The 22,976-nt window shown below is 63.2% G+C and carries 20 protein-coding genes and 1 tRNA gene; 8 read left to right on the top strand and 13 right to left on the bottom strand.

Annotation, left to right across the window (positions count from 1 at the left end; translation table 11 throughout):
• The 5 genes from V6L75_RS02835 to V6L75_RS02815 form a co-directional block, all read left to right on the top strand.
• On the top strand, positions 1–129 hold a 129-nt coding region (locus V6L75_RS02835; protein ID WP_334250017.1), incomplete at its 5' end, for a DUF2924 domain-containing protein.
• On the top strand, positions 126–1,448 hold the full coding sequence (locus V6L75_RS02830; protein WP_334249990.1) for a recombinase family protein: 1,323 nt from the start codon (positions 126–128) through the stop codon (positions 1,446–1,448). The genes V6L75_RS02835 and V6L75_RS02830, both read left to right, overlap by 4 nt.
• On the top strand, positions 1,445–1,837 hold the full coding sequence (locus V6L75_RS02825; RefSeq protein ID WP_334249989.1) for a hypothetical protein: 393 nt from the start codon (positions 1,445–1,447) through the stop codon (positions 1,835–1,837). Before V6L75_RS02830 ends, V6L75_RS02825 begins: the two co-directional genes overlap by 4 nt.
• A gap of 73 nt (positions 1,838–1,910) precedes the next feature.
• Entirely contained in the window at positions 1,911–5,165 is a 3,255-nt protein-coding gene (locus tag V6L75_RS02820; RefSeq protein WP_334249988.1) for a site-specific DNA-methyltransferase, read from the top strand.
• Positions 5,166–5,169: 4 nt separating this feature from the next.
• Entirely contained in the window at positions 5,170–7,962 is a 2,793-nt protein-coding gene (locus V6L75_RS02815; protein ID WP_334249987.1) for a BPTD_3080 family restriction endonuclease, read from the top strand.
• Between the two features lie 46 nt (positions 7,963–8,008).
• Here V6L75_RS02815 and V6L75_RS02810 read toward each other — a convergent pair whose 3' ends face one another.
• The 6 genes from V6L75_RS02810 to V6L75_RS02785 form a co-directional block, all read right to left on the bottom strand.
• Positions 8,009–8,395: a hypothetical protein gene (locus V6L75_RS02810; RefSeq protein WP_334150180.1), complete on the bottom strand. Its 387-nt coding sequence runs from the start codon at positions 8,393–8,395 to the stop codon at positions 8,009–8,011.
• The gene (locus V6L75_RS02805) at positions 8,392–8,655 is read right to left on the bottom strand and encodes a DUF6429 family protein (RefSeq protein ID WP_305962191.1); all 264 of its coding nucleotides are present in this window, start codon (positions 8,653–8,655) and stop codon (positions 8,392–8,394) included. The genes V6L75_RS02810 and V6L75_RS02805 overlap by 4 nt, the downstream gene beginning before the upstream one ends.
• Positions 8,656–9,006: 351 nt before the next feature.
• Positions 9,007–9,097: transfer RNA gene (locus V6L75_RS02800), tRNA-Ser, on the bottom strand.
• Positions 9,098–9,333: 236 nt separating this feature from the next.
• The gene (locus V6L75_RS02795) at positions 9,334–9,609 is read right to left on the bottom strand and encodes a hypothetical protein (protein ID WP_334249986.1); all 276 of its coding nucleotides are present in this window, start codon (positions 9,607–9,609) and stop codon (positions 9,334–9,336) included.
• 418 nt (positions 9,610–10,027) lie between these two features.
• Positions 10,028–10,552 (bottom strand): ureidoglycolate lyase, encoded by a 525-nt coding sequence (locus V6L75_RS02790; RefSeq protein ID WP_334249985.1) that lies wholly within the window; start codon positions 10,550–10,552, stop codon positions 10,028–10,030.
• Positions 10,549–11,379, bottom strand: coding sequence for a bifunctional allantoicase/(S)-ureidoglycine aminohydrolase (locus V6L75_RS02785; RefSeq protein WP_334249984.1), 831 nt, complete (start codon positions 11,377–11,379; stop codon positions 10,549–10,551). The genes V6L75_RS02790 and V6L75_RS02785 overlap by 4 nt, the downstream gene beginning before the upstream one ends.
• A 375-nt stretch (positions 11,380–11,754) precedes the next feature.
• Between V6L75_RS02785 and V6L75_RS02780 the strand changes: the two genes are divergently transcribed.
• From V6L75_RS02780 to V6L75_RS02770, 3 genes are read left to right on the top strand one after another with little or no spacing between them, the layout of a single operon-like run.
• Positions 11,755–12,879, top strand: a complete 1,125-nt coding sequence (locus V6L75_RS02780) for an AI-2E family transporter (RefSeq protein WP_334249983.1) — start codon at positions 11,755–11,757, stop codon at positions 12,877–12,879.
• A gap of 59 nt (positions 12,880–12,938) precedes the next feature.
• Positions 12,939–13,319, top strand: a complete 381-nt coding sequence (locus tag V6L75_RS02775) for an antitoxin Xre/MbcA/ParS toxin-binding domain-containing protein (protein WP_334249982.1) — start codon at positions 12,939–12,941, stop codon at positions 13,317–13,319.
• The gene (locus tag V6L75_RS02770; protein WP_334249981.1) at positions 13,279–14,055 is read left to right on the top strand and encodes an RES family NAD+ phosphorylase; all 777 of its coding nucleotides are present in this window, start codon (positions 13,279–13,281) and stop codon (positions 14,053–14,055) included. Before V6L75_RS02775 ends, V6L75_RS02770 begins: the two co-directional genes overlap by 41 nt.
• A gap of 7 nt (positions 14,056–14,062) precedes the next feature.
• Here V6L75_RS02770 and V6L75_RS02765 read toward each other — a convergent pair whose 3' ends face one another.
• The 7 genes from V6L75_RS02765 to V6L75_RS02735 all read right to left on the bottom strand — a co-directional run bounded on the left by V6L75_RS02765 (position 14,063) and on the right by V6L75_RS02735 (position 22,732).
• A complete protein-coding gene (locus tag V6L75_RS02765) occupies positions 14,063–14,278 on the bottom strand; it encodes a formate dehydrogenase subunit delta (protein ID WP_334249980.1) in 216 nt (71 codons plus the stop codon).
• A complete protein-coding gene (gene fdhD / locus V6L75_RS02760; RefSeq protein WP_334249979.1) occupies positions 14,268–15,086 on the bottom strand; it encodes a formate dehydrogenase accessory sulfurtransferase FdhD in 819 nt (272 codons plus the stop codon). The genes V6L75_RS02765 and fdhD overlap by 11 nt, the downstream gene beginning before the upstream one ends.
• On the bottom strand, positions 15,083–17,962 hold the full coding sequence (gene fdhF / locus V6L75_RS02755) for a formate dehydrogenase subunit alpha (RefSeq protein ID WP_334249978.1): 2,880 nt from the start codon (positions 17,960–17,962) through the stop codon (positions 15,083–15,085). Before fdhF ends, fdhD begins: the two co-directional genes overlap by 4 nt.
• The gene (locus V6L75_RS02750) at positions 17,959–19,503 is read right to left on the bottom strand and encodes a formate dehydrogenase beta subunit (RefSeq protein ID WP_334249977.1); all 1,545 of its coding nucleotides are present in this window, start codon (positions 19,501–19,503) and stop codon (positions 17,959–17,961) included. The genes fdhF and V6L75_RS02750 overlap by 4 nt, the downstream gene beginning before the upstream one ends.
• Positions 19,500–19,979 carry a formate dehydrogenase subunit gamma gene (locus tag V6L75_RS02745; RefSeq protein ID WP_334249976.1) on the bottom strand — a complete coding sequence of 160 codons (480 nt, stop codon included), beginning with the start codon at positions 19,977–19,979 and terminating at the stop codon, positions 19,500–19,502. The genes V6L75_RS02750 and V6L75_RS02745 overlap by 4 nt, the downstream gene beginning before the upstream one ends.
• Positions 19,980–20,035: 56 nt before the next feature.
• Positions 20,036–20,980 (bottom strand): LysR family transcriptional regulator, encoded by a 945-nt coding sequence (locus V6L75_RS02740; RefSeq protein ID WP_334249975.1) that lies wholly within the window; start codon positions 20,978–20,980, stop codon positions 20,036–20,038.
• 93 nt (positions 20,981–21,073) lie between these two features.
• Positions 21,074–22,732, bottom strand: coding sequence for an OFA family MFS transporter (locus tag V6L75_RS02735; RefSeq protein ID WP_334249974.1), 1,659 nt, complete (start codon positions 22,730–22,732; stop codon positions 21,074–21,076).
• Positions 22,733–22,976 lie beyond the last annotated feature (244 nt).

Genomic DNA, 22,976 nt, shown 5'->3' with positions numbered 1-22,976 from the left:
ATGTCCGACGGCTTTGAATGGCAGGGGCGCCCCTACAAGTCGCTGTCCGCCATCGCGCGCGCCATCACCGGCACTCGTTGGAATGGCTGGGTATTCTTCGGCCTCAAGAACCACAGGGGGCGGGCATGACAAAGCCGCCCGAAAAATCGAAAGTAGTCCGCAAGCTCCGCTGCGCGGTCTACACCCGGAAATCCTCCGAGGAAGGGCTGGAGCAGGAGTTCAACTCGCTCCACGCCCAGCGCGAGGCCTGCGAGGCGTACATCGCCAGCCAGCGGTCTGAGGGCTGGGTGCTGGTCCGCGATCAGTATGACGACGGCGGCATCTCGGGCGGCACGCTGGAACGCCCCGGTCTGAAGCGACTGACGGCCGACATTGAGGACGGGCTGGTCGATGTGGTGGTGGTCTACAAGATCGACCGCCTCAGCCGCTCGCTGGCGGATTTCGCCAAGCTGGTCGAGGTGTTCGACCGGAACGGCGTGACCTTCGTCTCGGTGACGCAGAGTTTCAATACTACCACCTCGATGGGGCGGCTGACGCTGAACATCCTGCTGTCCTTCGCCCAGTTCGAGCGGGAGGTCACCGCCGAGCGCATCCGGGACAAGGTAGCAGCCAGTCGGAAGAAGGGCATGTGGATGGGTGGGGTGCCGCCCTTTGGCTACAGGGTGGAAAACCGGAAGCTGCTGGTCGACGAGGAGAACTCCGAGCATGTGCGCTGGATCTTCGCCCGCTTCATCGAGATCGGCTCCTGCACGGTTCTGGCCCGCGAGGTCGACGCGCGAGGTCTCGGAACGCCGCGTGGCAACCGGATCGACAAGAAGTACCTCTATCGGATGCTGTCAAACCGCGCCTACCTCGGCGAGGCGGTCCACAAGGGCGACAGCTATCCCGGCGAGCACGATGCGATCATCGACCGTGAGACTTGGGACAAGGTTCACGCCATCCTGCAGGAGAGCCCCCGCAAGAGGGCTGCCCGGACCCGCGCCGACACACCCGCGCTGCTGAAGGGGCTGCTGTTCGGTCCCGATGGCGCGGCCTTTTCGCCGACGCACACCCGCAAGGGTGGTCGGTTGTACCGCTACTATGTCAGCCAGATGGTTCTGAAGCATGGAGCCGGGTCTTGCCCTGTCGGCCGCGTCCCCGCTGGCGGGGTCGAGGCGGCCGTCATCGACCAGCTCCGCGCCGTATTCCGGCAGCCCGAGATCGTGGCGGGAACATGGAAGGCAGCGCGTGCGCAGGACGACGGAGTCACCGAGGCCGACTCGCGCACGGCCCTGCAGAAGCTCGATCCGCTGTGGGATGAACTGTTCCCGGCGGAACAGGCGCGTATTGTGGCCCTATTGGTCGAACGGGTCGATATCGGCATCAGCGGCCTCAATGTCCGCCTGCGCACGGACGGACTGGCGGCGCTGGCGCGTGAAATCACCGCAGATGCAGGAGCGGCCGCATGACTCGGAATACGTCGGTCCCCGACACCATGACCATCCATGTTCCGTTTCGGGTCGTGAAGCGCGGCGGGCGGAAGGAGATGGTGTTGCCGGAAGGCGCCGCGCAAGCACGCAAGCCGGATAACACGCTGGTCAAGGCACTGGCACGCGCGTTCCGCTGGAAGCGGATGCTGGAGTCGGGCGAGTTCGCGTCGATTTCCGAGTTGGCCGAGAAGGAAGGGATCGCCTTCACCTACATGGCGCGGCTTATGCGATTGTCGCTTCTTTCCCCCGAAATCATCGACGCCGTGATGGACGGCCGCCATCCCGCGAATATTACGCTCGCCAGTTTGATGGACCCGTTCCCGGCCGACTGGAAAGAGCAGCACGCGCTCTGGTCCGACGTTAACTGATTCCCGCGTGCAAAATGGCGACCGGCGCGATAGGTAATTTAAAACAAGACCTTTTCGTGAGTTTCTGCGCCGCATGTCCGACATTTCCGACCTGATCCTGACCCTGTCACCCGAAGACGGTTCCACCATCGGCAACGGGGCCATGCTGGCGCTGCTGCGCGAGCACATGCCGGACCTTGCCGAAGACGACTACATCGCCGCGCGCGATGCGCTGATCGACGAGGGTGTGCTGGGGCGTGGCAAGGGACGTGGCGGGTCGATCTTCCGCGTCACCGACGATCTGGGCGATGAGGATGACGACCTGGACGAGGATGAGGGCGACGAGGACGATGGGTTCGAACTGACCCACACCGAAGAGGCCGCGCCGCGTCAGCCGCGGGCCAAGGCCGGGAAAAAAGTCGCGCGCAGGCCGGACGGGCCGGTGCAGGTGCTGTCCTACCGCCACGGCGAGACGCGGGTGAACAACCCCGAGGTGGGCATGGTCCATGCCGGCACCGATCCGGATGGCGACAAGACGGTCTGGGCCTACGACCCGCATCTCGACCCGGTGCTGAACTTCGATTCTGCGCGGGCGGGGATCGAACGTCTGATCGACGAGGCGCTGGCCAGCGGTGATCTCGAACAGATGCGGGACGCGCTGCAGGAGCTGAAGCGGCTGCAGGCGCCCTATCTGAACTGGACGGGCAAGGCGGAGCGGACCAGCGTCGAGGTCGATACCGTCTCGCTCCATGTCCATGAACGGGTGGACCCGGCGACGATCCTCGCCAATGCGGCCAAGCGGCTGAAGGGCAAGGATTCCGCAACGCAATGGCGGCAGCCGGACCTGTTCGCGGCGCCGTTCGAGAACCTGCCGCTGCGCCAGGCGCTGGACTTCTACCACCACGAAAAGGGCTGGTCGAACCGGCTGGTGGCGGGCGACAGCCTGCTGGTCATGAATTCGCTCCTGACGAAGGAGAGCATGGGCGGCAAGGTTCAGATGATCTACATCGACCCGCCCTACGGCATCAAATACGGGTCGAACTTTCAGCCCTTCACCAACAAGCGCGACGTGAAGGACCGATCAGACGCCGACCTGACGCAAGAACCCGAGATGATCAAGGCGTTCCGGGACACCTGGGAACTCGGCATCCACTCCTACCTCACCTATCTGCGCGACCGTCTGATGCTGGCGCGGGAATTGCTGACCGAGAGCGGGTCGGTATTCGTGCAGATTTCGGATGAGAACTTGCACCACGTTCGACAGCTGCTTTCAGAGGTGTTCGGCGCTGAAAACACGATGTCGCTCATCAGCTATTCCACGACCGGAGGATTCGCCACATCGGGTCTCAGCCGGACGGGCGATTACATTCTCTGGTTCGCCAAGAACAAAGAGAAGGTGAAATTCAATCGTCTCTACCTCCGAAAAGACCGGTCTGAAGCGGTGCGTGGGGACTACGATCAGGCACAATTTGCCAATGGCAGCCGAGGCCCGCTACCCAAAGAGCAAAGGCAAAGACCAGAAACGGTCCCGGAAGAAACAAGAATCTTTACCGACGACAACCCTAGTTCGCAGGGCGAAGGCGCTGCTACAGAGGACTGGGACTGGTGTGGAATGACCTTCCATCCCGGCGCTGGCAACCATTGGAAGGCCCCGGTTCCTCATGGAATGCGGCGTCTTACCAGAGCGAATCGTTTCCTGATCACACCGCGCGGTAAACTCCGCTATGTCCGCTTTTTCACGGATTTCGACCAAGTGCCGATTACAGACAACTGGTTCGATATTGCTGGTGCAGTTCAGGATCGCGCCGATCCGAAAGTCTACGTCGTTCAGACAAGTAACAAGATCATCGAACGCTGCCTCCTCATGACCACCGATCCCGGTGATCTGGTGCTCGATCCCACCTGCGGCTCCGGCACCACCGCTTTCGTCGCCGAAAAATGGGGGAGGCGCTGGATCACCTGCGATACCTCTCGCGTGGCAATTTCGTTGGCAAAACAGCGGTTGATGACCGCGAGTTTCGACTATTTCGCGCTGCGCTATCCGCATGAGGGGCTGAAAGGCGGTTTCGATTACGAAACCACGCCGCGTGTCATGCTTGGAAAGATTGCGAATAATCCTGACATTGACACGATTTACGACGAGGACCACCCAAAGGTCGAAGCCGCATTGGCCGACTTGAACGCCATCTTGACAACGACCCAGCCAAAGCCACTCAGGTCGACGCAGGGGGTGCGCAAGGGTAAACCGGTGGACTTCGCCAAGGGCGACACCCTGCACGAATGGGAAGTGCCGTTCGACTTCCCAGAGGACTGGCCCGAGGCCGCCCGTGCGCCCTTCGATGCCTTCCATGCTGCCCGAAAAGGGATGCAACGCAGGATAGACCAGTCCATCGCTGATCATGCCGATCAGGAAACCCTCTATACCGAGCCCAAGCCAGACCGTTCCAAGCTGCGCATCTGCGGGCCCTTCTCGGTCGAGGCGGTGCCGGCGCCGACCGTCCTGTCGCTGGACGACAGCATCCCTCCGCAAGAGGCCAACGAGACCGTCGCCCGCTCCGGCGAGACCTCGCGCCAGGCGTTGTGGCGCGACGAACTCTTGAAGACCGGCGTGCGCGGCAAGGGCGGCGCCATGCTGCGCTTCGCCGAGTTCGAGACGCTGCCGGGGCTGAAGCACGTCCACGCCAGCGGATCTCTGGCCGAGACGGGCGAACGCGTCGTCGTCAGCTTCGGCCCCGAGCACGCGGCGCTGGAGCAGCGGCAGGTGGAACTGGCGCTGACCGAGGCTGAGACCCTACGCCCATCGCCGAAATTCATCCTGTTCTGCGCCTTCACCTTCGACCCGGAGGCCGCGAAGGACATCGACGAGGTGAACTGGCCGGGCGTGACGCTGCTCAAGGCGCAGATGAACACCGACCTTCTGACCGAAGATCTGAAGAAGGGCCGCAGCTCGAACCAGTCCTTCTGGCTGATGGGCCAGCCCGATGTGGATCTGCGCAAGCGCAAGGACGGGATGTGGGAGGTTCAGGTCAACGGCTTCGACTATTTCGATCCGCGCAAGGGCGATCTGGTCTCTGGCGGGACCAAGCAGATCGCCATGTGGTCGCTGGACGTGGACTATGACAACCGATCCCTGATGCCGCATCAGGTGTTCTTCCCCATGGCGGATGCCAAGGGCGGCTGGAACCGCCTGCGCAAGACCGTGAGGGCAGAGCTGGACGAGGACCTGCTGGAGCAGTTCCACGGCACCGTCTCGCTGCCCTTCGAGGCGGGAGAGAACCGCCGGATCGCGGTCAAGATCGTGGACGACCGCGGGATCGAGTCGCTCAAGATCATGTCGCTGGAGGGATAAGCCCATGTCCCTCATCATCAATTCGCCCTTCGTCTGCCCGGGCCAGCATTGGGTCGAAGCCAAGGGCGGCAAGCTGGAGATCAAGCCTGAGCGGCGGCCGGCGAGCTACGAGGTCTTCGACGCGCGTAACAACACCAAGCGCACCGAGGTGCTGGATCTGGTGAACACCATCCGGAGCCGCGTGGATCAGTGGCGTGCGGACGGCTGGCCCGGCGTGACCATCGTCACCCGCAAGCTCTTGGAGCACTGGCACGACCGCGAGGCGCGGCAGCATCCGTTCTATTTCTGCCAGCTCGAGGCGATCGAGACGCTGATCTGGTGGGTCGAAGGTGCCGAGGCCTACAAGCAGGGCATCGCGATCCCCGGCGATGGCGGCGTCTGGGAGCGTCTCTGCAACAAGATGGCGACGGGCGCAGGCAAGACCACGGTGATGGCGATGATCATCACCTGGCAGGTGCTGAACGCGCTGACATACCCGAAGCGGAACAAGGATTTCAGCCGCGCCGTGTTCATCGTGGCACCGGGGCTGACCGTGAAGGAACGGCTGCAGGTGCTGCTGCCCAGCGAGGGCAGCTACTACGACGAGTTCAACCTGTGCCCGTCCGAGGCCCTGCGCCAGAAGCTGAACCAGGCCGAGGTGCTGATCGAGAACTGGCACACGCTGATGCCGCTGAAGGAAGCGGACCGTTCGGTGGTGAAGAAGGGGCGCGAGTCCGACGAGGCCTTCACGCGGCGGGTGCTGGGCAAGCTGGCGGCGCACAAGGATATCATCGTCATCAACGACGAGGCGCACCACGCCTATCGCAAACCGCCCGAGGTGAAGATCAGCAAGAAGCATGCCGAGGAGCATGGCATCGACCTCGACGAGGCGACGCGCTGGATCGAAGGCCTCGACCGCATCCACAAAACCCGGCGCATCCAGCGCTGCTTCGACCTCTCGGCCACGCCTTTCGCGCCGACTGGCAAGAAGAGCACCGACACGGCGTTGTTCGACTGGATCATCTCGGATTTCGGCCTGAACGACGCGATCGAGGCCGGGCTGGTGAAGACACCGCGCGTGGTCGTCCGCGACGATGCGGTTCCGGATGCGAAGACGCTGCGTTCAAAGCTCTACCACATCTACCGCGACCCGACCGTTTCCGAAGACCTGAACCGCAAGGCCGAAGCGCATGAGGCGCTGCCAAAGCTGGTCCAGGACGCCTATACGCTGCTCGGCGCCGACTGGCGGGAAACCCGGGCGCAATGGCAGGAGGCCGGGCATCATTCCCCGCCGGTCATGCTGACGGTCTGCAACCGCACCGAAACCGCAGCCCGCATAGAGACCTATTTCAACAAGGGCGATGCGCACTGGCCCGAATTGCACGCACCGACCCGAACGCTCCGGGTCGATTCCAAGGTGCTGGAGAAGGCCGAGATCGGCGAGACCGCGACCTCCGACAAGGATTACGAGGCGCGGCTGAAGGCAATCATCGACGCTGCAACCATCCCCGAGACCCGCCGCCAGCAGTTCCGCGGCCTGAAGAAGGAAGAACTGCTGCGTGAGATCGTGGACAACGTCGGGAAGCGAGGAGCGGCCGGACAGGATCTGCAGAACGTCATATCGGTTGCGATGCTGTCGGAGGGGTGGGACGCCAAGAACGTCACGCACATCATGGGTCTCCGGGCGTTCACCTCCCAGCTGCTCTGCGAACAGGTTGTTGGGCGCGGATTGCGTCGGGTGTCCTATGACACGGACGAGAATGGTCTGTTCCTGCCCGAATACGTCAACGTCTTCGGTGTGCCGCTTTCCATCTCGGAAACAGGCGAAGGCGGGGAAGCGCCGCCGCCTCCGAAGCCGACCACGCAGATCGAAGTTCTGCCCGAGCGGGCTCATCTGGAACTTCGCTGGCCGAACGTGCTGCGGGTTGAAACGGTCGTGAGACCGCAGCTGACCATGGACTGGGGCAAGGTAGCGCCGCTCGTGCTCGACCCTGCCAGCACGCCAATCAGCGCGGAATTGGCTCCTGCGCTCGGCGGCGCGACCGATATGGGCAAGGTGACAGCCATCGACCTCGAGAAGCTGCCAGACGGCTTCCGTCTGCAACGTCTTGTCTTTCAGGCAGCACGAAAGGCCTTCGCCGAACTCAGCCACGGTTTCTCGGGTAGCCACGAGTATCTCGCGGCGCAGCTGGTCAGGATCGTTGAGGCGTTCCTCAACTCCGACCGCCTCGACATCCCGTCGCTGTTCCACTCCGACCCGCTTCGGCGGCGGATTCTGATCGCGCTCAACATCGACCTTGTCGTTCAGCATGTGTTGAGCAACGTCACCGAGCAGAACACGGAGCGTCTGACGCCGGTGTTCGACGAGGAAAACCCCATCGGCGCCACCGGCCAGATGCGGACCTGGTACACCACCAAGCCGTGCTTTCCGACCACCAAGTCGCATATCAGCCACCTGGTCGGGGATTCGTCTTGGGAGGGACATGCAGCGAATATCTTCGAGAAGCGCGAAGACGTCATCGCCTATGCCAAGAACGATCACCTCGGGTTCCAGATCTACTACATGTGGGCCGGTTCACGGCGCCGGTATGTTCCGGACTTCCTCGTGCGCCTTACCAGCGGCACCATTCTGGCGCTTGAGATCAAGGGCACCGACAGCCCCCAGAACAAGGCCAAGCGGGACGCGTTGAACGAGTGGGGGAAGGCGGTCAACGCGGCGGGCGGCTTCGGCCACTGGGCATGGGATGTCGCGTTCAAGCCCGCGGAAATTCAGGACATTGTCACGAAGCACTCAGCCGTTGTCGAACCTGTTGCATAATGGGATCCGGCGACCAACCGTCGATGCCTGACCTGACCGCGAATTGCTATCTCGGCGGTTTGGCTTCCCCGCCGGCGATAGTCGCAAGAAAGGCCTCATCCAGCTTCGGTTCGTCCCATCGTCCGGCAACGGCAAGCCAACGGTCGAGGTGGTCTCGAAACCCCGCGTCGTCAGCCTTGAGGTGAAAGGTGTAGAGCCGGTCGACGATCTGTCGCATCAGGTTTCGCATCTCGTCGTCGTCGAGATGGGACGCGTCAGACCATGGAATCTGGCGGCCGTCGGCATCGGTGATGAACACGTCCGAATAGTCGCCCTTGTGGGTGACCGGAACGGTCCCGGCGTGCAATTCCTCGATCCCCGTGTTGCGCACACAGATCATCGCCATCAGTTTCGCCAGCTGGGCAGCGATGCGCTCCTCGTCGGCCGGTTTCATCGTTCCGACCTCTTTGAATCGTCCGACTGCTTCACGAACAATTCGGCGAGAGCCGCCTCCGCTCGGGCCAGTCCGACTTCCGTTAGGGCCAGCGATTTCGCCTTGCCGATGGGATCGTGGATAAGCCCCTTGGCGTGCAGCCGGTCGGTGATCGACCAGTCGATCCCTTTCCAGACTCGATTGCCGTCATGCAGCGTCAGGCTGAGGATCGCCAGCGCCGCGTCGTCGAGCTTGTCGGTGTCGAGGTCTGGTTCCGCCATTCATAGCCTCCGTCACCGACAGGATGCCGTCGTCGCAGGAAATTCTCAATGGCGGAAGGGATTTGCGAGGCTGGATTGAGAAAGAACGGGTTGGATTTCTGTTCCTTTCCACAAACGCCACTGGCATCAAAGTGTTCAGGTGGCGCGAGGAACTGTCCCTATACTTTCAATGGGTTACAGGCTCTACACCGAATGCGCGCAGTCGAGAGGTCCAGAGAATATCGGCCCTGAGAGACCGCTTCCGGGCCTCCCGGCATCGAGGCCAGTGCTCAGCCCCACCCGCATAACCCTCGAAAATAACGAGAAAACCCGGCCGGAGCCGTATCGGGAGAACGCTTTCGCGAGGGCAAGTGGCGGAGAGGATGGGATTCGAACCCACGAGACGCTTTTGACGCCTACTCCCTTAGCAGGGGAGCGCCTTCGACCACTCGGCCACCTCTCCGGTGGAGACCCTGATAAAGGATCTTGCGCTGAATGCAAGTGATTTGCGCAAGGGGCTGTGGATTCAGGAAGGCGGTTCAGCGGGTTGGGGAAAACTCGTGTCTTGCGGGCGCAAGACGGGCTGAAAAGGGCGGGCTGACGCGGAACTGCAGTCAGCCCGTCACTGGATGCTGGAGTGAATATGCTTTGCCGGTACGCCAGCCGCTTTGGCCGGAAGGTGCTGTCCGGTTGCGAGCGTCACTGCAGGCGCAGCCATTCGCGGGCGAGGCGCTGGGCCGTGGCGATGTCGGCGGCGGTCATTTCGCCGGAGATTTCCTTGCGGTACCGGGCAGCTTCCGTGTTGCCTTTCATGGCGGCAAGATTGAACCATTTGTGGGCGCTGACGAGATCGGCAGTGCCGGTGCGCCCGGCGGCGCAATCAAGGCCCATCTGGAACAGGATGGCGGCCGAGGCGCCAGGGGCGGTGCCGCCCATGATGGCCATGTCGGCCTGATGCATTTCAAAACGTGCCATTTTGCGGTCCCTGTCTTCAAACCCCGCTTTGCGGTGGTCCTGCCCTTGCAGTGTTTTGTCGTCGTCCCTGTTGATGACTTCGGCCCGGCGCTCTTTGAGGCTTCTATGTGCCTTGGTCTGGAAGCGGCTCCGTCTTTGCGGAGATTGCCTGCGTCCTTGAAGGAAATACTGCCTGGGCGGACTGAAAGGGCCGTTAAAACTTTAACTTAATGCAATTCAAACAAGACTCTAACCAGATGTAAAATTCACATCTGCTTAAGCAGGATTCGGCCGAAAGCGATTTGGAATCAGCCTCTGTTGCTTACACTTCTCCAAACCGTGGTGACGTTTCATTCACCACGGTAGAAGAAGGCGGCGGGGGAAGACATGAAAAGACTGGAAAACGCTGCGCTCAGATTTGGCGGCGGAAGGTATCCGCTCAGCCGCGTGTGACCTCGAAGGGCGTGTCGAGCCAGTGCTCTTCCAGATTGGCGCTGGTGCCGATGCGGTCGAAGACGGCAAAGAGGCCAGGCGCCTCCAGCGGCGTCAGCACCCCATGCCAAGTGCCGCGCAAAAGGTTGATGGCCTGACCGGGCTGCGTGAGGAAGGCGCGTGGTGTGCCGGGGCGGCCATTTTTGTCTTCGGCGGTGATGACGAGGAAGGACGTCAGGCTCATCGGCACAAAGGCCTGGCTGCCATCCGGATGCCGCTCCAGCATTTCCAGCCGGTAGGGCAAGGCACGCGGTTCAGCCTTGAAGAGGGAGATGCCCGCCCGTCCGTCCGGCCCGAAATCAAGCCGTGCCCGGTCATGAAAACGGCCGCAGAGGCCCTGATTGATCAGCCGGTCCGGTGCGCCCTCTGCTTCCAGCACGTCCCCGAACGGTCGGAAGGCCTCTGCCGTTAGCTGCTCGGTGACGATCCGGGGCAGGGGTGCCCCGGATGCCGTTTCAGCGGCCCATGTCATCGGCCAAGCACTCCGGAGAGCTTCGCGTGGCGGTTCACGTCCTTGTAGAGCAGATAGCGGAAACGGCCGGGCCCGCCCGCATAGCAGGCCTGCGGGCAGAAGGCGCGCAGCCACATGAAGTCGCCCGCTTCCACTTCCACCCAGTCCTGATTGAGCTTGTAGACGGCCTTGCCCTCCAGCACGTAGAGCCCATGCTCCATGACATGGGTCTCTTCAAAGGGAATCAGCCCGCCCGGCTGAAAGGTGACCACATTGACATGCATGTCGTGGGAAAGGTCTGACGGATCGACGAAGCGGGTGGTGGCCCAGGCGCCATTGGTGCCGGGCATGGCCACGGGCGCGATCAGCTTTTCATTGGTGACGAAGGCCCTGGGCCGGGCGATGCCGGGGGCATCCTCATAGGCCTTGCGCACCCAGTGGAAATGGGCCGCTGCGCTGCCGGGGTTGGTCAGCGTCCAGCCGCTTTCCGGCGGCAGATAGGCAAAGCCGCCAGGCTCCATGATGTGGGTGGTGCCATCGACGGTGAGGCTGAGCGTGCCTTCGGTGACGAACAGTACGCCTTGCGCCTGCGCGTCCGGCTCTGGCGCAGAGGACCCGCCGCCGGGCTGCAGTTCCATGACATACTGGCTGAAGGTCTCTGAGAAACCGCTCATCGGCCGTGCAATGATCCAGCAGCGCAGGCCCGTCCAGCCTGGGAGGTACGACGTCACGATGTCGGAAAACACGCCTTTGGGAATGACGGCATAAGCGGGTGTAAAAAGGGCGCGGCCCGTGTGAAGGGCCGTCTGGGACGGAAGGCCGCCCTGGGGAGCGAAATAGCCGGACATGAATTCTCTCGAAGGTAGGCAGGCCCCTGGCGGGCCTTTCGCGCCACCTTAGCCCGGAAAGCCGGGGACTGGCGAGCCCCTGCCGCCTCATTCGAAGGCGAGTGCAGAGCAAAAAGGCGGCAGGCTGCCCAGCGGAAAGACGGGCCAGTGCAGGGCGGGAGCAGAGCCGGGCCACGGCAAGTTGACCAATCATTTGCACTCAATGGATTTTTTTGACCCAAAAGGGTGATGGAAGGTGGCAATCGGCACCGCGATTTGCCATCTTTCCCGCACGAGGCGGCGGCAAATTGCGCGGGCGGGGAAAATGGCACGCAGCAAGGCCCGCAATGGGCGGCCGGGACGCCGGAGCAGGAAGAGATCGGACCCGATTCCGTCATGGATCATTCAGTGAAGGAAAACGTGGCAGTCACACAGGATGTGACCGCGCGTGTACGCCGCCCGTTGATTACTGATATGGCTGCCGCGCGGTGGCTGCTGCTGTTTGTTCTGGCGGCCTCCATCTGGTTCTTTCACGGCTTCATTGTTCCGGTGCTGGCGGCGACCGTGATTGCCTTTGCCAGCTGGCCGCTGCTGCGGCTGATCGAGCGGCGCCTTGCTTGCGGGCGCATTCTGGCTGCCAGCCTCATGGTGCTGATGATCATCGGCTTCATCGTCGCGCCGGTCACCTATGCCATGGTCTATGCAATTGGCGAATCCCAGTCCTGGATCAGCTGGGCCATCGCGGTGAACCAGAATGGCGAGGCGGTGCCGGCCTGGATTGCCAACCTGCCGCAGGTGGGACCTTGGCTCACCATCCAGTGGGACAAGTATATCGGCCATCCGGGTGCGATCGGTGAGCTCATCCAGCTTGTCAGCGGCGCCAATATCGGCACCATTTATCGTGGCATCCTCACGGCAAGTACACTGGTCTTCCATCTGGCCCTGACGCTCGTTTTCATGCTGATTGCCCTCTTCATCCTCTACCGGGACGGAGAGAAGATCGCCGCGCAGATCGACCGGGTGGGCCAGCGCATCCTGCCCGAGCGCTGGGACCGGCTGTCCCGCGTTGTCCCCGCCACCATCAGCTCCACCGTTACCGGCATGACGCTGATCGCCATCGGCGAGGGCATCATCCTCGGCATCGCCTATGCCATTGCCGGGGTGCCGTCACCGGTCACGCTTGGCGTCATCACCGGCTTCATGGCGCTCATCCCCGGCGGCGCGCCACTCTCCTTCACACTGGTGTCGGCCTATCTGGTGGCCAGCGGGTCCACGGTTGCAGGCGTCGCTCTGTTCCTCTGGGGCACGACGGAGCTTTTCATCGTCGACAAGACCATCCGCCCGCTGCTCGTCGGAGGTCCGGTGAAACTGCCGTTCCTGCCCACCTTCTTCGGGCTCATCGGCGGGGTGAAGACCATGGGCATCGTCGGCCTTTTCGTCGGCCCTGTGCTGATGGCCTTGCTGGTGGCCATGTGGCGTGAATGGCAGCGGGAGATTGATGTGTCCTCGCGGGTGAGGTGAGGCGGGCTCTTTCTGAAGAAAGAATTTGATGTTATTCTTTCTTCAGAAAGGAGCTGCTCATGGCGCTTGTTCACCAGATCGTGCAAAAGCCCGAGGCCGGTGCCGTGCTGACCAAGGCTGCGCTGCGTGCGGCTGAAAGGCTTGGTCTTCTTGGCCGTCAGCTGGCCGATATCGTCGGCGTGTCCGAGGCAACCGTGTCGCGTTGGAAGCGTGGCGAAAGTCTGCTGGAGCCGGGTACGAAGCCTTTCGAGCTTGCCGTGCTTCTTGTTCGTGCCTTCCGTTCGCTGGATGCGATTACCGGAGGTGATGAAGCTGTGGCGAGGCGCTGGCTGACTGCCCACAATACGGCACTGGCTGCAAAGCCGGTTGACCGTATGATGCAGATACAGGGGCTTGTCGATGTCACCGCCTATCTGGACGCAAGACGCGCTCCGCTCTGAGGCTCGCCCCTATGAAGGGCTGGCTTGGCGGTTCGTTGAAGCTCAGCATCGTGTTTCGACGCTGAAGCTCGTCGATAGTCTGGCGGAACAGGCCGCGCTTGAAGAGATTCTCGAACTCAGCAAGCCGCCCCTGCCGGATGTTTGCCGGGGACTTGATTATCTTCTGACAACGCCGTTCCGGTACCGCCCCTATCCAAACGGTTCACGCTTCCGCCGGGCTGGCCTGACAGAGGGTGTCTGGTATGGCGCGGAAGCGCCGGAGACAGCTGCAGCGGAAATCGTCTTTTACCGGTTCTGCTTTTATGCGGAGAGCCCGGACACGCCCTTTCCCGATGATGCAGCTGAATACACGGCCTTTTCCGTGAAGGTGAATACACCCGTCGCGATTGACCTGATGCAGGGGGCTCTCGCAGCAGACCATGCTGTCTGGACGCATCCTGTGAACTATGCCCCCTGTCAGGATCTGGCAGATGAGGCGCGCGCCATTGGCGCCGGGATCATCCGTTACGCCTCTGTCCGCGATCCGAAAGGAGGGGCCAATCTTGCGGTGCTGACATGCAGTGCCTTTGCGCAGCCGCAGCCCTCCGAGCGTCAGACCTGGCGCATTCGAATCGGCCCCAACGGCGGGCAGGCGCTTTGTGAGTTTCCGAGACTTGGTCTTGAGTTTTCAGCCACGGTCTTTGAGGCAGACCCCCGCCTTGCAGGCATGAACTGGAACCGCCCCCGCGCCAGGTGAGTTGGTGTTACTGCGGCCTTCTGATCTTTGCGGAAGCCTCCAGCACGAGCGGGCGCAGGCCTTCGCCGCCGGTGTCGATGATTTCGAAGAACTGGCGGCGCATGCGTGGTTCCCAGAAATCATTGATGTGGGACGCAACGCCCTCGACGCCTTCGGCGTGCGGTTTGGTTTCCATGAATTTGGCGATCTGGTTGGCCATGTAGACGAGCTTGTCAGGCGACATGGGCGTCCTCTTGAATCTTGATCCGGTCGGGATGGGTGAAAATCTCGAAACTGTCCGCCCGCACAAGCGCTGCCAGCGTGATGCCGCTGTCTTCCGCGAGGTCCACTGCGGCCAGCGTTGGGGCGGAGACGGCGATGAGCACGGGCGCGCCGAAGCTCGCGCATTTCTGCACCATGTCGATGGAAATGCGCGAGGTGATGATGAAGGCTCCGGCGCGGCTCTGGCCTGTATCCTGCCGCAGCAGCGCGCCGGTCAGCTTGTCCAGTGCATTGTGGCGGCCAACGTCCTCACGCGCAGCGATGATCTGTCCGCCCTGCCAGAAGGCGGCGGCATGTACGGCGCGGGTTTCGTCTTGCAGCGGCTGATGGGCGGTAAGGCGTGCGGCAGCGGCAAGCACCTCCGCTTCGCTCATGGCAAAGCCCGTATCCGGCACCGGGGGCAGCGGGCGGCGGGCGGCCTTCAGGCTGTCGAGCCCGCAGAGCCCGCAGCCCACCGGCCCGGTGACGGTGCGCCGCCGGTCGTTGTGGCGGCTGCCTGCGGTCTCGCTCAGCCAGATGCGAAGGTCGATGCCGTCTTCCGTTTCCGCAACTTCAAGCTCGCGGATCTCGTCCGGCTCCGCGATGCCTTCATTCAGCGAAAAGCCATAGGCGAAGTCTTCCAGATCCGCCGGGGTTGCCATCATCACGGCGTGGGTGGAGCCATTGTAGGAAAGGGCCACCGGCACTTCCGCCGGCAGCCTGCGCTCCCCCTTGCCGCTGCGGCCGCGCGAAACGCGCAGCCGCGGGATGCTGGCACTGGTCCTGCTCATTCGGCCGCCGGAAGAATGCGGCGGGACTGGGCAGCCTGCGCGGCATAGTCCTCCTGCCAGGTGGAGGGGCCGTTGGACGGGCTGATCTGCACCGCCGTGACCTTGTACTCGGGGCAGTTGGTGGCCCAGTCCGAGAAGTCGGTGGTGATGACGTTGGCCTGCGTGTCCGGATGGTGGAACGTGGTGTAGACCACGCCCGGCGACACCCGGTCCGTCACCTTGGCGCGCAGGGTCGTTTCGCCCGAGCGGCTGGCAAGGCGCACCCAGTCACCATCCTTGAGGCCCCGGTTTTCCGCATCATGCGGATGGATTTCCAAGAGATCCTCCGCGTGCCAGACCGTGTTGGCGGTGCGCCGGGTCTGGGCACCCACGTTATACTGGCTCAGAATACGGCCCGTGGTCAGCAGCAGCGGGAAGCGCGGGCCGGTGCGCTCGTCTGTTGCCACATATTCGGTACGGATGAACTTGCCCTTGCCGCGCACGAAGCCGTCGATATGCATCAAGGGCGTGCCTTCCGGGTTCTTCTCGTTGCAGGGCCACTGCACCGAGCCAAGTTCCTCCAGCTTCTCGTAGCTGACGCCGGCGAAGGACGGCGTCGTCAGCGAGATTTCCGCCATGATCTGCGAGGGGTGGGTGTAGCTCCAGTTGGCGCCCATCGCATTGGCCAGCATCTGGGTGATTTCCCAGTCGGCATAGCCGTTCTTCGGGGCCATCACCTTGCGCACGCGGTTGATGCGGCGCTCGGCATTGGTGAAGGTGCCGTCCTTCTCCAGGAAGGTGGAGCCGGGCAGGAACACGTGGGCGTAATTGGCCGTTTCGTTGAGGAACAGGTCATGCACAATCACGCAGTCCATGGCGGCAAGGCCGGCTGCCACGTGCTTGGTGTCCGGGTCGGACTGGAGAATGTCCTCACCCTGGCAGTACAGGCCTTTGAAGGTGCCATCGACAGCGGCATCCAGCATGTTGGGAATGCGCAGGCCCGGTTCCTTGTCCAGTTCCACACCCCACAGGCTTTCGAAGATCTCGCGCACGTGGTCGTTCTTCACATGGCGGTAGCCGGGCAGTTCATGCGGGAAGGAGCCCATGTCGCAGGAGCCTTGCACATTGTTCTGCCCGCGCAGCGGGTTCACGCCGACGCCCTTGCGGCCGATGTTGCCGGTCATCATCGCAAGGTTGGCGATGCCGATGACCGTGGTGGAGCCTTGCGAGTGTTCGGTGACGCCGAGGCCATAATAGATCGCCCCGTTGCCGCCGCGTGCATAAAGCCTTGCGGCAGCGCGCAGCTCCTCCGCCGGAACGCCGGTCAGCGCCGCAGTCTCTTCCGGGCTGTGCCGTGGATCGGAGATGAATTCGGCATAGTCCTGGAACTCGTCCCAGTCGCAGCGCTCGCGGATGAAGGCTTCGTCAAACAGGCCTTCGGTGACGATGGTGTGAGCGATGGCGGAAACCACGGCCACGTTGGTGCCGGGCTTCAGCTGCAGGTGATGCGCGGCCTTGATATGCGGCGACTTCACCAGATCGATGCGGCGCGGATCGATGACGATCAGCTTTGCGCCCTGGCGCAGGCGCTTCTTCAGGCGGCTGGCGAAGACCGGGTGGCCGTCCGTCGGGTTGGCACCCATGACGATGACGACATCCGTGTCCTCGACGCTGTCGAAGTCCTGCGTGCCCGCAGAGGTTCCGAACGTCTGGCCGAGGCCGTAGCCGGTGGGCGAATGGCAGACGCGGGCGCAGGTGTCCGTGTTGTTGTTGCGAAACACGGCGCGCGTCAGCTTCTGCACCAGATAGGTTTCCTCATTGGTGCAGCGGGAAGAGGTGATGACGCCGACCGACTGGCGGCCATGCTTTTCCTGAATGGCTTTCATGCGGGCGGCGGCAAAGCCCAGCGCCTCGTCCCAGGACACTTCCCGCCAGGGATCGGTGATCGCCTCGCGGATCATCGGCTTGAGGATGCGGTCCTGATGCTGGGCATAGCCCCAGGCGAAGCGGCCCTTGACGCAGCTGTGCCCACGGTTGGCCTTGCCGTCCTTGTAGGGCACCATGCGCACCAGCTCGTCGCCGCGCATTTCCGCCTTGAAGGAGCAGCCGACGCCGCAATAGGCGCAGGTGGTGACCACAGCCCGCTCGGGCGTGCCGATCTCGATCACGCTCTTTTCCTGCAGCGTCGCCGTCGGGCAGGCCTGCACGCAGGCACCACAGGAGACGCAATCGGAGGAGAGGAACGTGTCGCTCATCATGCCCGCCGAGACGCGGCTGTCAAAGCCACGGCCCTCGATGGTCAGCGCGAAGGTGCCCTGAACTTCCTCGCAGGCCCGCACGCAGCGGGAGCAGACGATGCACTTGGACGGATCATAGGTGAAATAGGGGTTGCTCTCGTCCTTCGCCAGCCATTGCGGATTGACATCGCCGCCCGCGTTGCGGGCGCGGAAATGGGTGTCCACGGCCTCATAGCGCACATCGCGCAGGCCCACGGCACCGGCCATATCCTGCAGCTCGCAATCGCCATTGGCGGCACAGGTCAGGCAGTCGAGCGGGTGGTCGGAGATGTAAAGCTCCATCACCCCCTTGCGCAGGTCCTTCAGCTTGCCGGTCTGGGTGTGGACGACCATGCCCGGCGCCACCGGCGTGGTGCAGGAGGCTGGCGTCCCGGCGCGGCCCTCGATCTCCACAAGGCACAGGCGGCAGGAGCCGAAGGCATCCAGCATGTCGGTGGCGCAGAGCTTGGGCACGGAAATGCCCGCTTCGGATGCTGCACGCATGACGGAGGTGCCTTCCGGCACGCTGACCTCGAAGCCATCGACGGTCAGGGTGATCATCTTTTCGGACCGGGCGGCGGGGGTGCCGAAATCACGGTCGAGCAAACGGGAGTCCTTCATTCCGCGGCCTCCTTCATCCTGTCAAAATCTGCGGGGAAATGGGTCAGGGCGCTCATGACGGGGTAGGGCGTGAAGCCGCCCAGGGCGCAGAGCGACCCGGCCTTCATGGTGTTGCACAGGCTTTCGAGCAGCGGAATGGCGGCGGCATCGCCCCGGGCGATCCGGTCCACCGTCTCCACGCCGCGCACCGCGCCGATGCGGCAGGGGGTGCACTTGCCGCAGGATTCGATGGCGCAGAATTCCATCGCAAAGCGTGCCTGCGCCAGCATGTCCACGGTGTCATCGAAGACGACGATGCCCGCATGGCCGATGAGGCCGCCGGCAGCGGCAAAGGCCTCGTAGTCGAAGATGGTGTCGAAGAGATCCTGCGGGAAATAGGCACCCAGCGGACCGCCCACCTGCACCGCCTTCACCGGGCGGCCGGTGATCGTGCCACCGCCAATGTCATTCACCAGCTCGCCGAGCGTCAGACCGAAGGCCGTTTCGTAAAGGCCGCCATGCTTCAGGTTTCCGGCCAGCTGGATCGGGATCGTGCCATGGGAACGGCCAACGCCGAAGTCGCGGTAGAACTGGGCGCCACGGTCCATGATGACCGGGACCGAGGCCAGCGACATGACGTTGTTGACGACCGTCGGCTTGCCGAACAGGCCTTCCAGCGCAGGCAGAGGCGGCTTGGCGCGCACAATGCCGCGCTTGCCTTCCAGGCTGTTCAGAAGCGAGGTTTCCTCGCCGCAGACATAAGCGCCTGCACCGACGCGCACTTCCATGTCGAAAGCATGCGGCGAGCCCAGCACCGAAGCGCCCAGAATGCCCTCGCGCCGGGCAATCTCGATCGCCTCCTGCATCACCGCGATCGCGTGCGGATATTCGGACCGGGTGTAAATATAACCCTTTGTGGCGCCCACGGCGATGGCGGCAATGGCCATGCCCTCGATCAGCACGAAGGGATCACCCTCCATGATCATCCGGTCAGCAAATGTGCCGCTGTCGCCTTCGTCGGCATTGCAGACGATGTACTTCTGGTCCGCCTTGGCGTCCGCGACGGTCTTCCACTTGACGCCGGTCGGGAAACCGGCTCCGCCGCGCCCGCGCAGGCCGCTGTCGGTGACCTGCTTCACGATATCGGCTGGCGCCATGGCAACGGCCGCCTCAAGGCCCTTGAGGCCCTTGTAGTGGCGGTAGTCCTCCAGCGACAGGGGATCAGTAACGCCGCATCGGGCGAAGGTGAGGCGTGTCTGGCCTTTCAGGAAAGGAATTTCCGAGGTGAGGCCGTGAGCGAGCCGGTGTGCGCCGCCGGTCAGGAAGCCGGCATCGAACAGGGACGGCACATCCGGGGCCTTCACCGGACCATAGGCCATGCGGCCCTGCGGGGTGCGCACCTCGACCAGCGTTTCCAGCCACAGCATGCCGCGTGAGCCGTTGCGGATGATGGTCACATCGAGATTGCGGGCGGCGGCTTCGCGCACAATGGCAGCGGCGACCTTGTCCGCGCCTACGGCCAGCGCTGCCGCATCGCGGGGGACAAAAACGGTCACGGTCATTTGCCGATCCCTCCCAGCATCTCGTCAATGCCGTCATCATCCAGCCGGGCGTAAAGCTCACCATCCAGCATGGCGGCAGGGCTCTGGGCACAAAGGCCGAGGCAGTAGACCGGCTCCAGCGTCACATCACCGTCCTTCGTGGTGCCGTGCCAGTCAATGCCAAGCCTTTGTTTCAGCTTTTCGGCCAGCGCATCGGTGCCCATGGACTGGCAGGCCTCGGCCCGGCACACCTTCAGCACGTGGCGGCCCGCAGGTTCCGGGCGGAAGTCGTGATAGAAGCTCATCACGCCGTGAACTTCCGCGCGCGACAGGTTGAGACCGTCTGCAATCACGGGCAGGGCGTCCTGCGGCACGTAGCCGAAGGCCTCCTGAACAGCGTGTAAAATGGGCAAAAGCGGCCCTTCCAGAGCCTGGTGCGTCGTCACGATGTCCTGCGTCAGGGAACGAATCGTGGCGGCAGACAAATGTGCCGTCATGCGTTTCTCCTCTCAATTCCACATGTTATGCGGAATCTCTCCCACTTCAATTCCGGCTATTCGTCAGCTGATTGAAACCTTCTATCGTTGCAGCCTCCTCCCAGAGCTGCATTGTACTTGCGGGCAAGATCGAGCAGCGCCGCCAGCATGGGCGTCAGCGGCTCGCGGTGCGCGATGACAAGGCCGACATCCTGCCCCGGCATCGTGTCTTCCGGCAGGTCTGCGGTGATGGGCACGGCAGCCAGATCCTTGCGGTCCAGAAAATGCACGGCGAGCTTTTCCGGCACCACGGAAACCCAGCGCCCGGTCATGACATGCGAGGCCAGCACGATGATGGAATTGGATTCCACCATCGGCATGGAGCTGATGCCAGCTTCCTGCAGGTAACGGTCCACGATGCGCCGGTTCTGCATATCGCCGGACAGAAGGCAGAGGGGCAGGGTGCCGACCTCAGCCCAGGTCAGCGAGCCCCGGCGCGCAACCTGCGAACTGGCGCGGCACAGCAGCCGGTAGGTCTCGCGGTAGAGCGGCGCCACTGTCAGGCGGCGGGCGGGCGGCGGGTCGAGATAGGTGATGCCGGCATCCAGCTCCAGCCGTTCAAGCTGTTCGAGGATCTCGGCAGAGGTGCGCGACAGGATGGAGACGCGCACATTGGGGTGGCGCTCGGTGAAGGGCACGGAAAGGTCCGTCACCATCGGCAGGGCCGTGGGGATGACCCCGATGCGCAGATTGCCGGACAGGACCGATCGCGCCTGCCGCATGTCCGCCTTAAGCGCCCTGGCATCGGCTACGATGCGCAGCGCCCATTCCAATGCCTTTTCGCCTTCCGGCGTCAGCCCCTGATACCGGGAACCACGATGGATAAGCTGAACGCCCAGCTGATCTTCCAGCTGCTTCATGGCAGATGAAAGGGTTGGTTGCGTCACGCCGATCACTTCGGCGGCGCGGCCAAAGTGCTGCTCGTTGGCAAGGGCGATGAACATTTCCAGCTTGTCGATCATGGGTCCGCTACCGGCAGGGTCACAGCAGTTCCAGTCTTTTGGAACTGGCCGGGCAGAAAGCGCCCGGCCAGCCTGTTCTAGCAGGAAAAAGCATCAGCCGAAGAGGGCGGCGGTCTTTTCCAGCGTGATCCAGACACCCCAGAGGATCGGGATGACCATCACGGCCCAGGCAAGTGCCGCCTTGGCGTCCAGCCCGCCCTTGCCGATGCCGAAGGAACCATGGGCGATGTTGGCATCCGCCGTGCGGGCCTTGGCCTGCAGGGCCGCGACTTCCGCGTCAGACATGTACCACTTCTTGTCCAGTGGCCGGACGAGCGCATTGGCAATGAGGCCGATCAGCAGCATGCCGCAGAGGATATACATGGTGAAGTCATAGACCTGCGCGCGGGGGATGCCGGCATTGATCTGCGCTTCACGGATGTAGTTCACCACCACGGGGCCGAGGATGCCGGCCGTTGCCCAGGCCGTCAGCAGGCGGCCATGGATGGCCCCGACGAACTGGGTGCCGAAGATGTCGGCGAGATAGGCCGGTACCGTGGCAAAGCCGCCGCCATACATGGACAGGATTACCGCGAAGATGGCGACGAACAGCAGCTGGTTGCCAAGCTGTGCCGCCGTCGGGGCCAGGGCATAGAGCACGATGCCGAGCAGGAAGAAGGTGAAATAGGTGTTCTTCCGCCCGATCCGGTCCGACAGCGAGGCCCAGAAGAAACGGCCTGCGATGTTGAACAGGGACAGGAGGCCGGTGAAGCCTGCGGCAATCGCCGCAATGGCAGCCTTCTGTTCGCCCGACAGATCGGTGAAGGTGAGTTCGGGCAGGCCGATCAGCTTGCCGGAGAAGATCTCCTGCAGCATGGGCGAGGCCATGCCGATCACACCGATGCCCGCCGAGACGTTCATGCAGAGCACGATCCAGATCATCCAGAACTGCGGCGTCTTGTGCGCGTTGCTCAGATGCACATGGTGTTGTGTGATCATGGTGGTGGCCTTCGACTGCGGCGGGGTCCAGCCCTCCGGACGCCAGCCGGCCGGCGGCAGACGGTAGCCGAAGGCGCCGCCCAGCATGAAGACGAAGTAGATCGCCGCCATGACAAGGAAGGTCTCCCACACGCCAACGCTTTCCGGCGTTGCGAAGTAGCGCATCAAGCGGTCAGCCAGCGGTGCGCCGATCATGGCGCCGCCGCCGAAGCCCATGATGGCCATGCCGGTCGCCATGCCGCGCCGGTCCGGGAACCACTTGATCAGGGTGGAGACGGGCGAGATGTAGCCCAGCCCAAGACCGATGCCGCCGATGACGCCTGCGCCCAGCCACATGAGCCAGAGCTGATGCGTCATCACGCCCACCGCTGCCACGGCAATGCCGCCGCACCAGCAGAAGGTGGAGACGACGCCCGCCTTGCGCGGCCCGGCCTTTTCCAGCCAGCCGCCCCAGATGGCCGCCGAGCAGCCGAGGAAGACGAAGAAGAGGGTGTAGATCCAGCCCAGATCCGCCACGCGCCAGTCGCAGGAGGCGGTGAAGAGCGCGGTGACGAGGCTCATGCCCTCGCAGGTGACGGATTGCTGGATGCCGATGGCACGTGACAGCGGCAGCCAGAACACGCTGAAGCCATAGGCCATGCCGATGCACAGATGGATGGCAAGCGCTGCTGGCGGCACGAGCCAGCGGTTGAATCCGGGTTTTGCAATGATGCGTTCCCGGTCGAGCAGTCCTCCTTCGGAGTACCCGCCCTCGACGCCGGTGGTTGTGGTCATTCCTGTCTCCTCCCGAGAGCCCCTTGCACAGGGGAACCTTGGAGGGCGCCTTCGCACGGCGGACCAGTGGCCTGTAACAGCCATCTTCCGGACCCCAGCCCCCGTTCCTCCTCGAAGGCCGCCTCTCCCCAGCAAATTACTTAGCCAGAAGCGTGCCAGTTGCCGGGGCATGGAGGGAATTGAAGGGCAGGCGGGGTGTGCATCAGGTGCAGCTGCGCCAGCGGTCTGCGTGGCCTTCTGGTTA

Origin of the sequence: Pannonibacter anstelovis, assembly GCF_036881715.1 — a bacterium.
GTDB classification, from domain to species: domain Bacteria; phylum Pseudomonadota; class Alphaproteobacteria; order Rhizobiales; family Stappiaceae; genus Pannonibacter; species Pannonibacter anstelovis.
This window is presented reverse-complemented; position numbering and strand designations above follow the sequence as displayed.

What these genes read in the sequence shown, in the direction of transcription:
- V6L75_RS02745 (WP_334249976.1), bottom strand. Translation starts at nt 19,979, where the DNA reads ATGACGGCACATTTGTCTGCCGCCACGATTCGTTCCCTGACGCAGGAC.
- V6L75_RS02825 (WP_334249989.1), top strand. Translation starts at nt 1,445, where the DNA reads ATGACTCGGAATACGTCGGTCCCCGACACCATGACCATCCATGTTCCG.
- V6L75_RS02815 (WP_334249987.1), top strand. Translation starts at nt 5,170, where the DNA reads ATGTCCCTCATCATCAATTCGCCCTTCGTCTGCCCGGGCCAGCATTGG.
- V6L75_RS02735 (WP_334249974.1), bottom strand. Translation starts at nt 22,732, where the DNA reads ATGACCACAACCACCGGCGTCGAGGGCGGGTACTCCGAAGGAGGACTG.
- fdhD (WP_334249979.1), bottom strand. Translation starts at nt 15,086, where the DNA reads ATGAGCAGGACCAGTGCCAGCATCCCGCGGCTGCGCGTTTCGCGCGGC.
- V6L75_RS02770 (WP_334249981.1), top strand. Translation starts at nt 13,279, where the DNA reads ATGTCACCGCCTATCTGGACGCAAGACGCGCTCCGCTCTGAGGCTCGC.
- V6L75_RS02795 (WP_334249986.1), bottom strand. Translation starts at nt 9,609, where the DNA reads ATGGCACGTTTTGAAATGCATCAGGCCGACATGGCCATCATGGGCGGC.
- V6L75_RS02810 (WP_334150180.1), bottom strand. Translation starts at nt 8,395, where the DNA reads ATGAAACCGGCCGACGAGGAGCGCATCGCTGCCCAGCTGGCGAAACTG.
- V6L75_RS02740 (WP_334249975.1), bottom strand. Translation starts at nt 20,980, where the DNA reads ATGATCGACAAGCTGGAAATGTTCATCGCCCTTGCCAACGAGCAGCAC.
- V6L75_RS02765 (WP_334249980.1), bottom strand. Translation starts at nt 14,278, where the DNA reads ATGTCGCCTGACAAGCTCGTCTACATGGCCAACCAGATCGCCAAATTC.
- V6L75_RS02820 (WP_334249988.1), top strand. Translation starts at nt 1,911, where the DNA reads ATGTCCGACATTTCCGACCTGATCCTGACCCTGTCACCCGAAGACGGT.
- V6L75_RS02775 (WP_334249982.1), top strand. Translation starts at nt 12,939, where the DNA reads ATGGCGCTTGTTCACCAGATCGTGCAAAAGCCCGAGGCCGGTGCCGTG.
- V6L75_RS02805 (WP_305962191.1), bottom strand. Translation starts at nt 8,655, where the DNA reads ATGGCGGAACCAGACCTCGACACCGACAAGCTCGACGACGCGGCGCTG.
- V6L75_RS02780 (WP_334249983.1), top strand. Translation starts at nt 11,755, where the DNA reads ATGGATCATTCAGTGAAGGAAAACGTGGCAGTCACACAGGATGTGACC.
- fdhF (WP_334249978.1), bottom strand. Translation starts at nt 17,962, where the DNA reads ATGAAGGACTCCCGTTTGCTCGACCGTGATTTCGGCACCCCCGCCGCC.
- V6L75_RS02750 (WP_334249977.1), bottom strand. Translation starts at nt 19,503, where the DNA reads ATGACCGTGACCGTTTTTGTCCCCCGCGATGCGGCAGCGCTGGCCGTA.
- V6L75_RS02785 (WP_334249984.1), bottom strand. Translation starts at nt 11,379, where the DNA reads ATGTCCGGCTATTTCGCTCCCCAGGGCGGCCTTCCGTCCCAGACGGCC.
- V6L75_RS02830 (WP_334249990.1), top strand. Translation starts at nt 126, where the DNA reads ATGACAAAGCCGCCCGAAAAATCGAAAGTAGTCCGCAAGCTCCGCTGC.
- V6L75_RS02790 (WP_334249985.1), bottom strand. Translation starts at nt 10,552, where the DNA reads ATGACATGGGCCGCTGAAACGGCATCCGGGGCACCCCTGCCCCGGATC.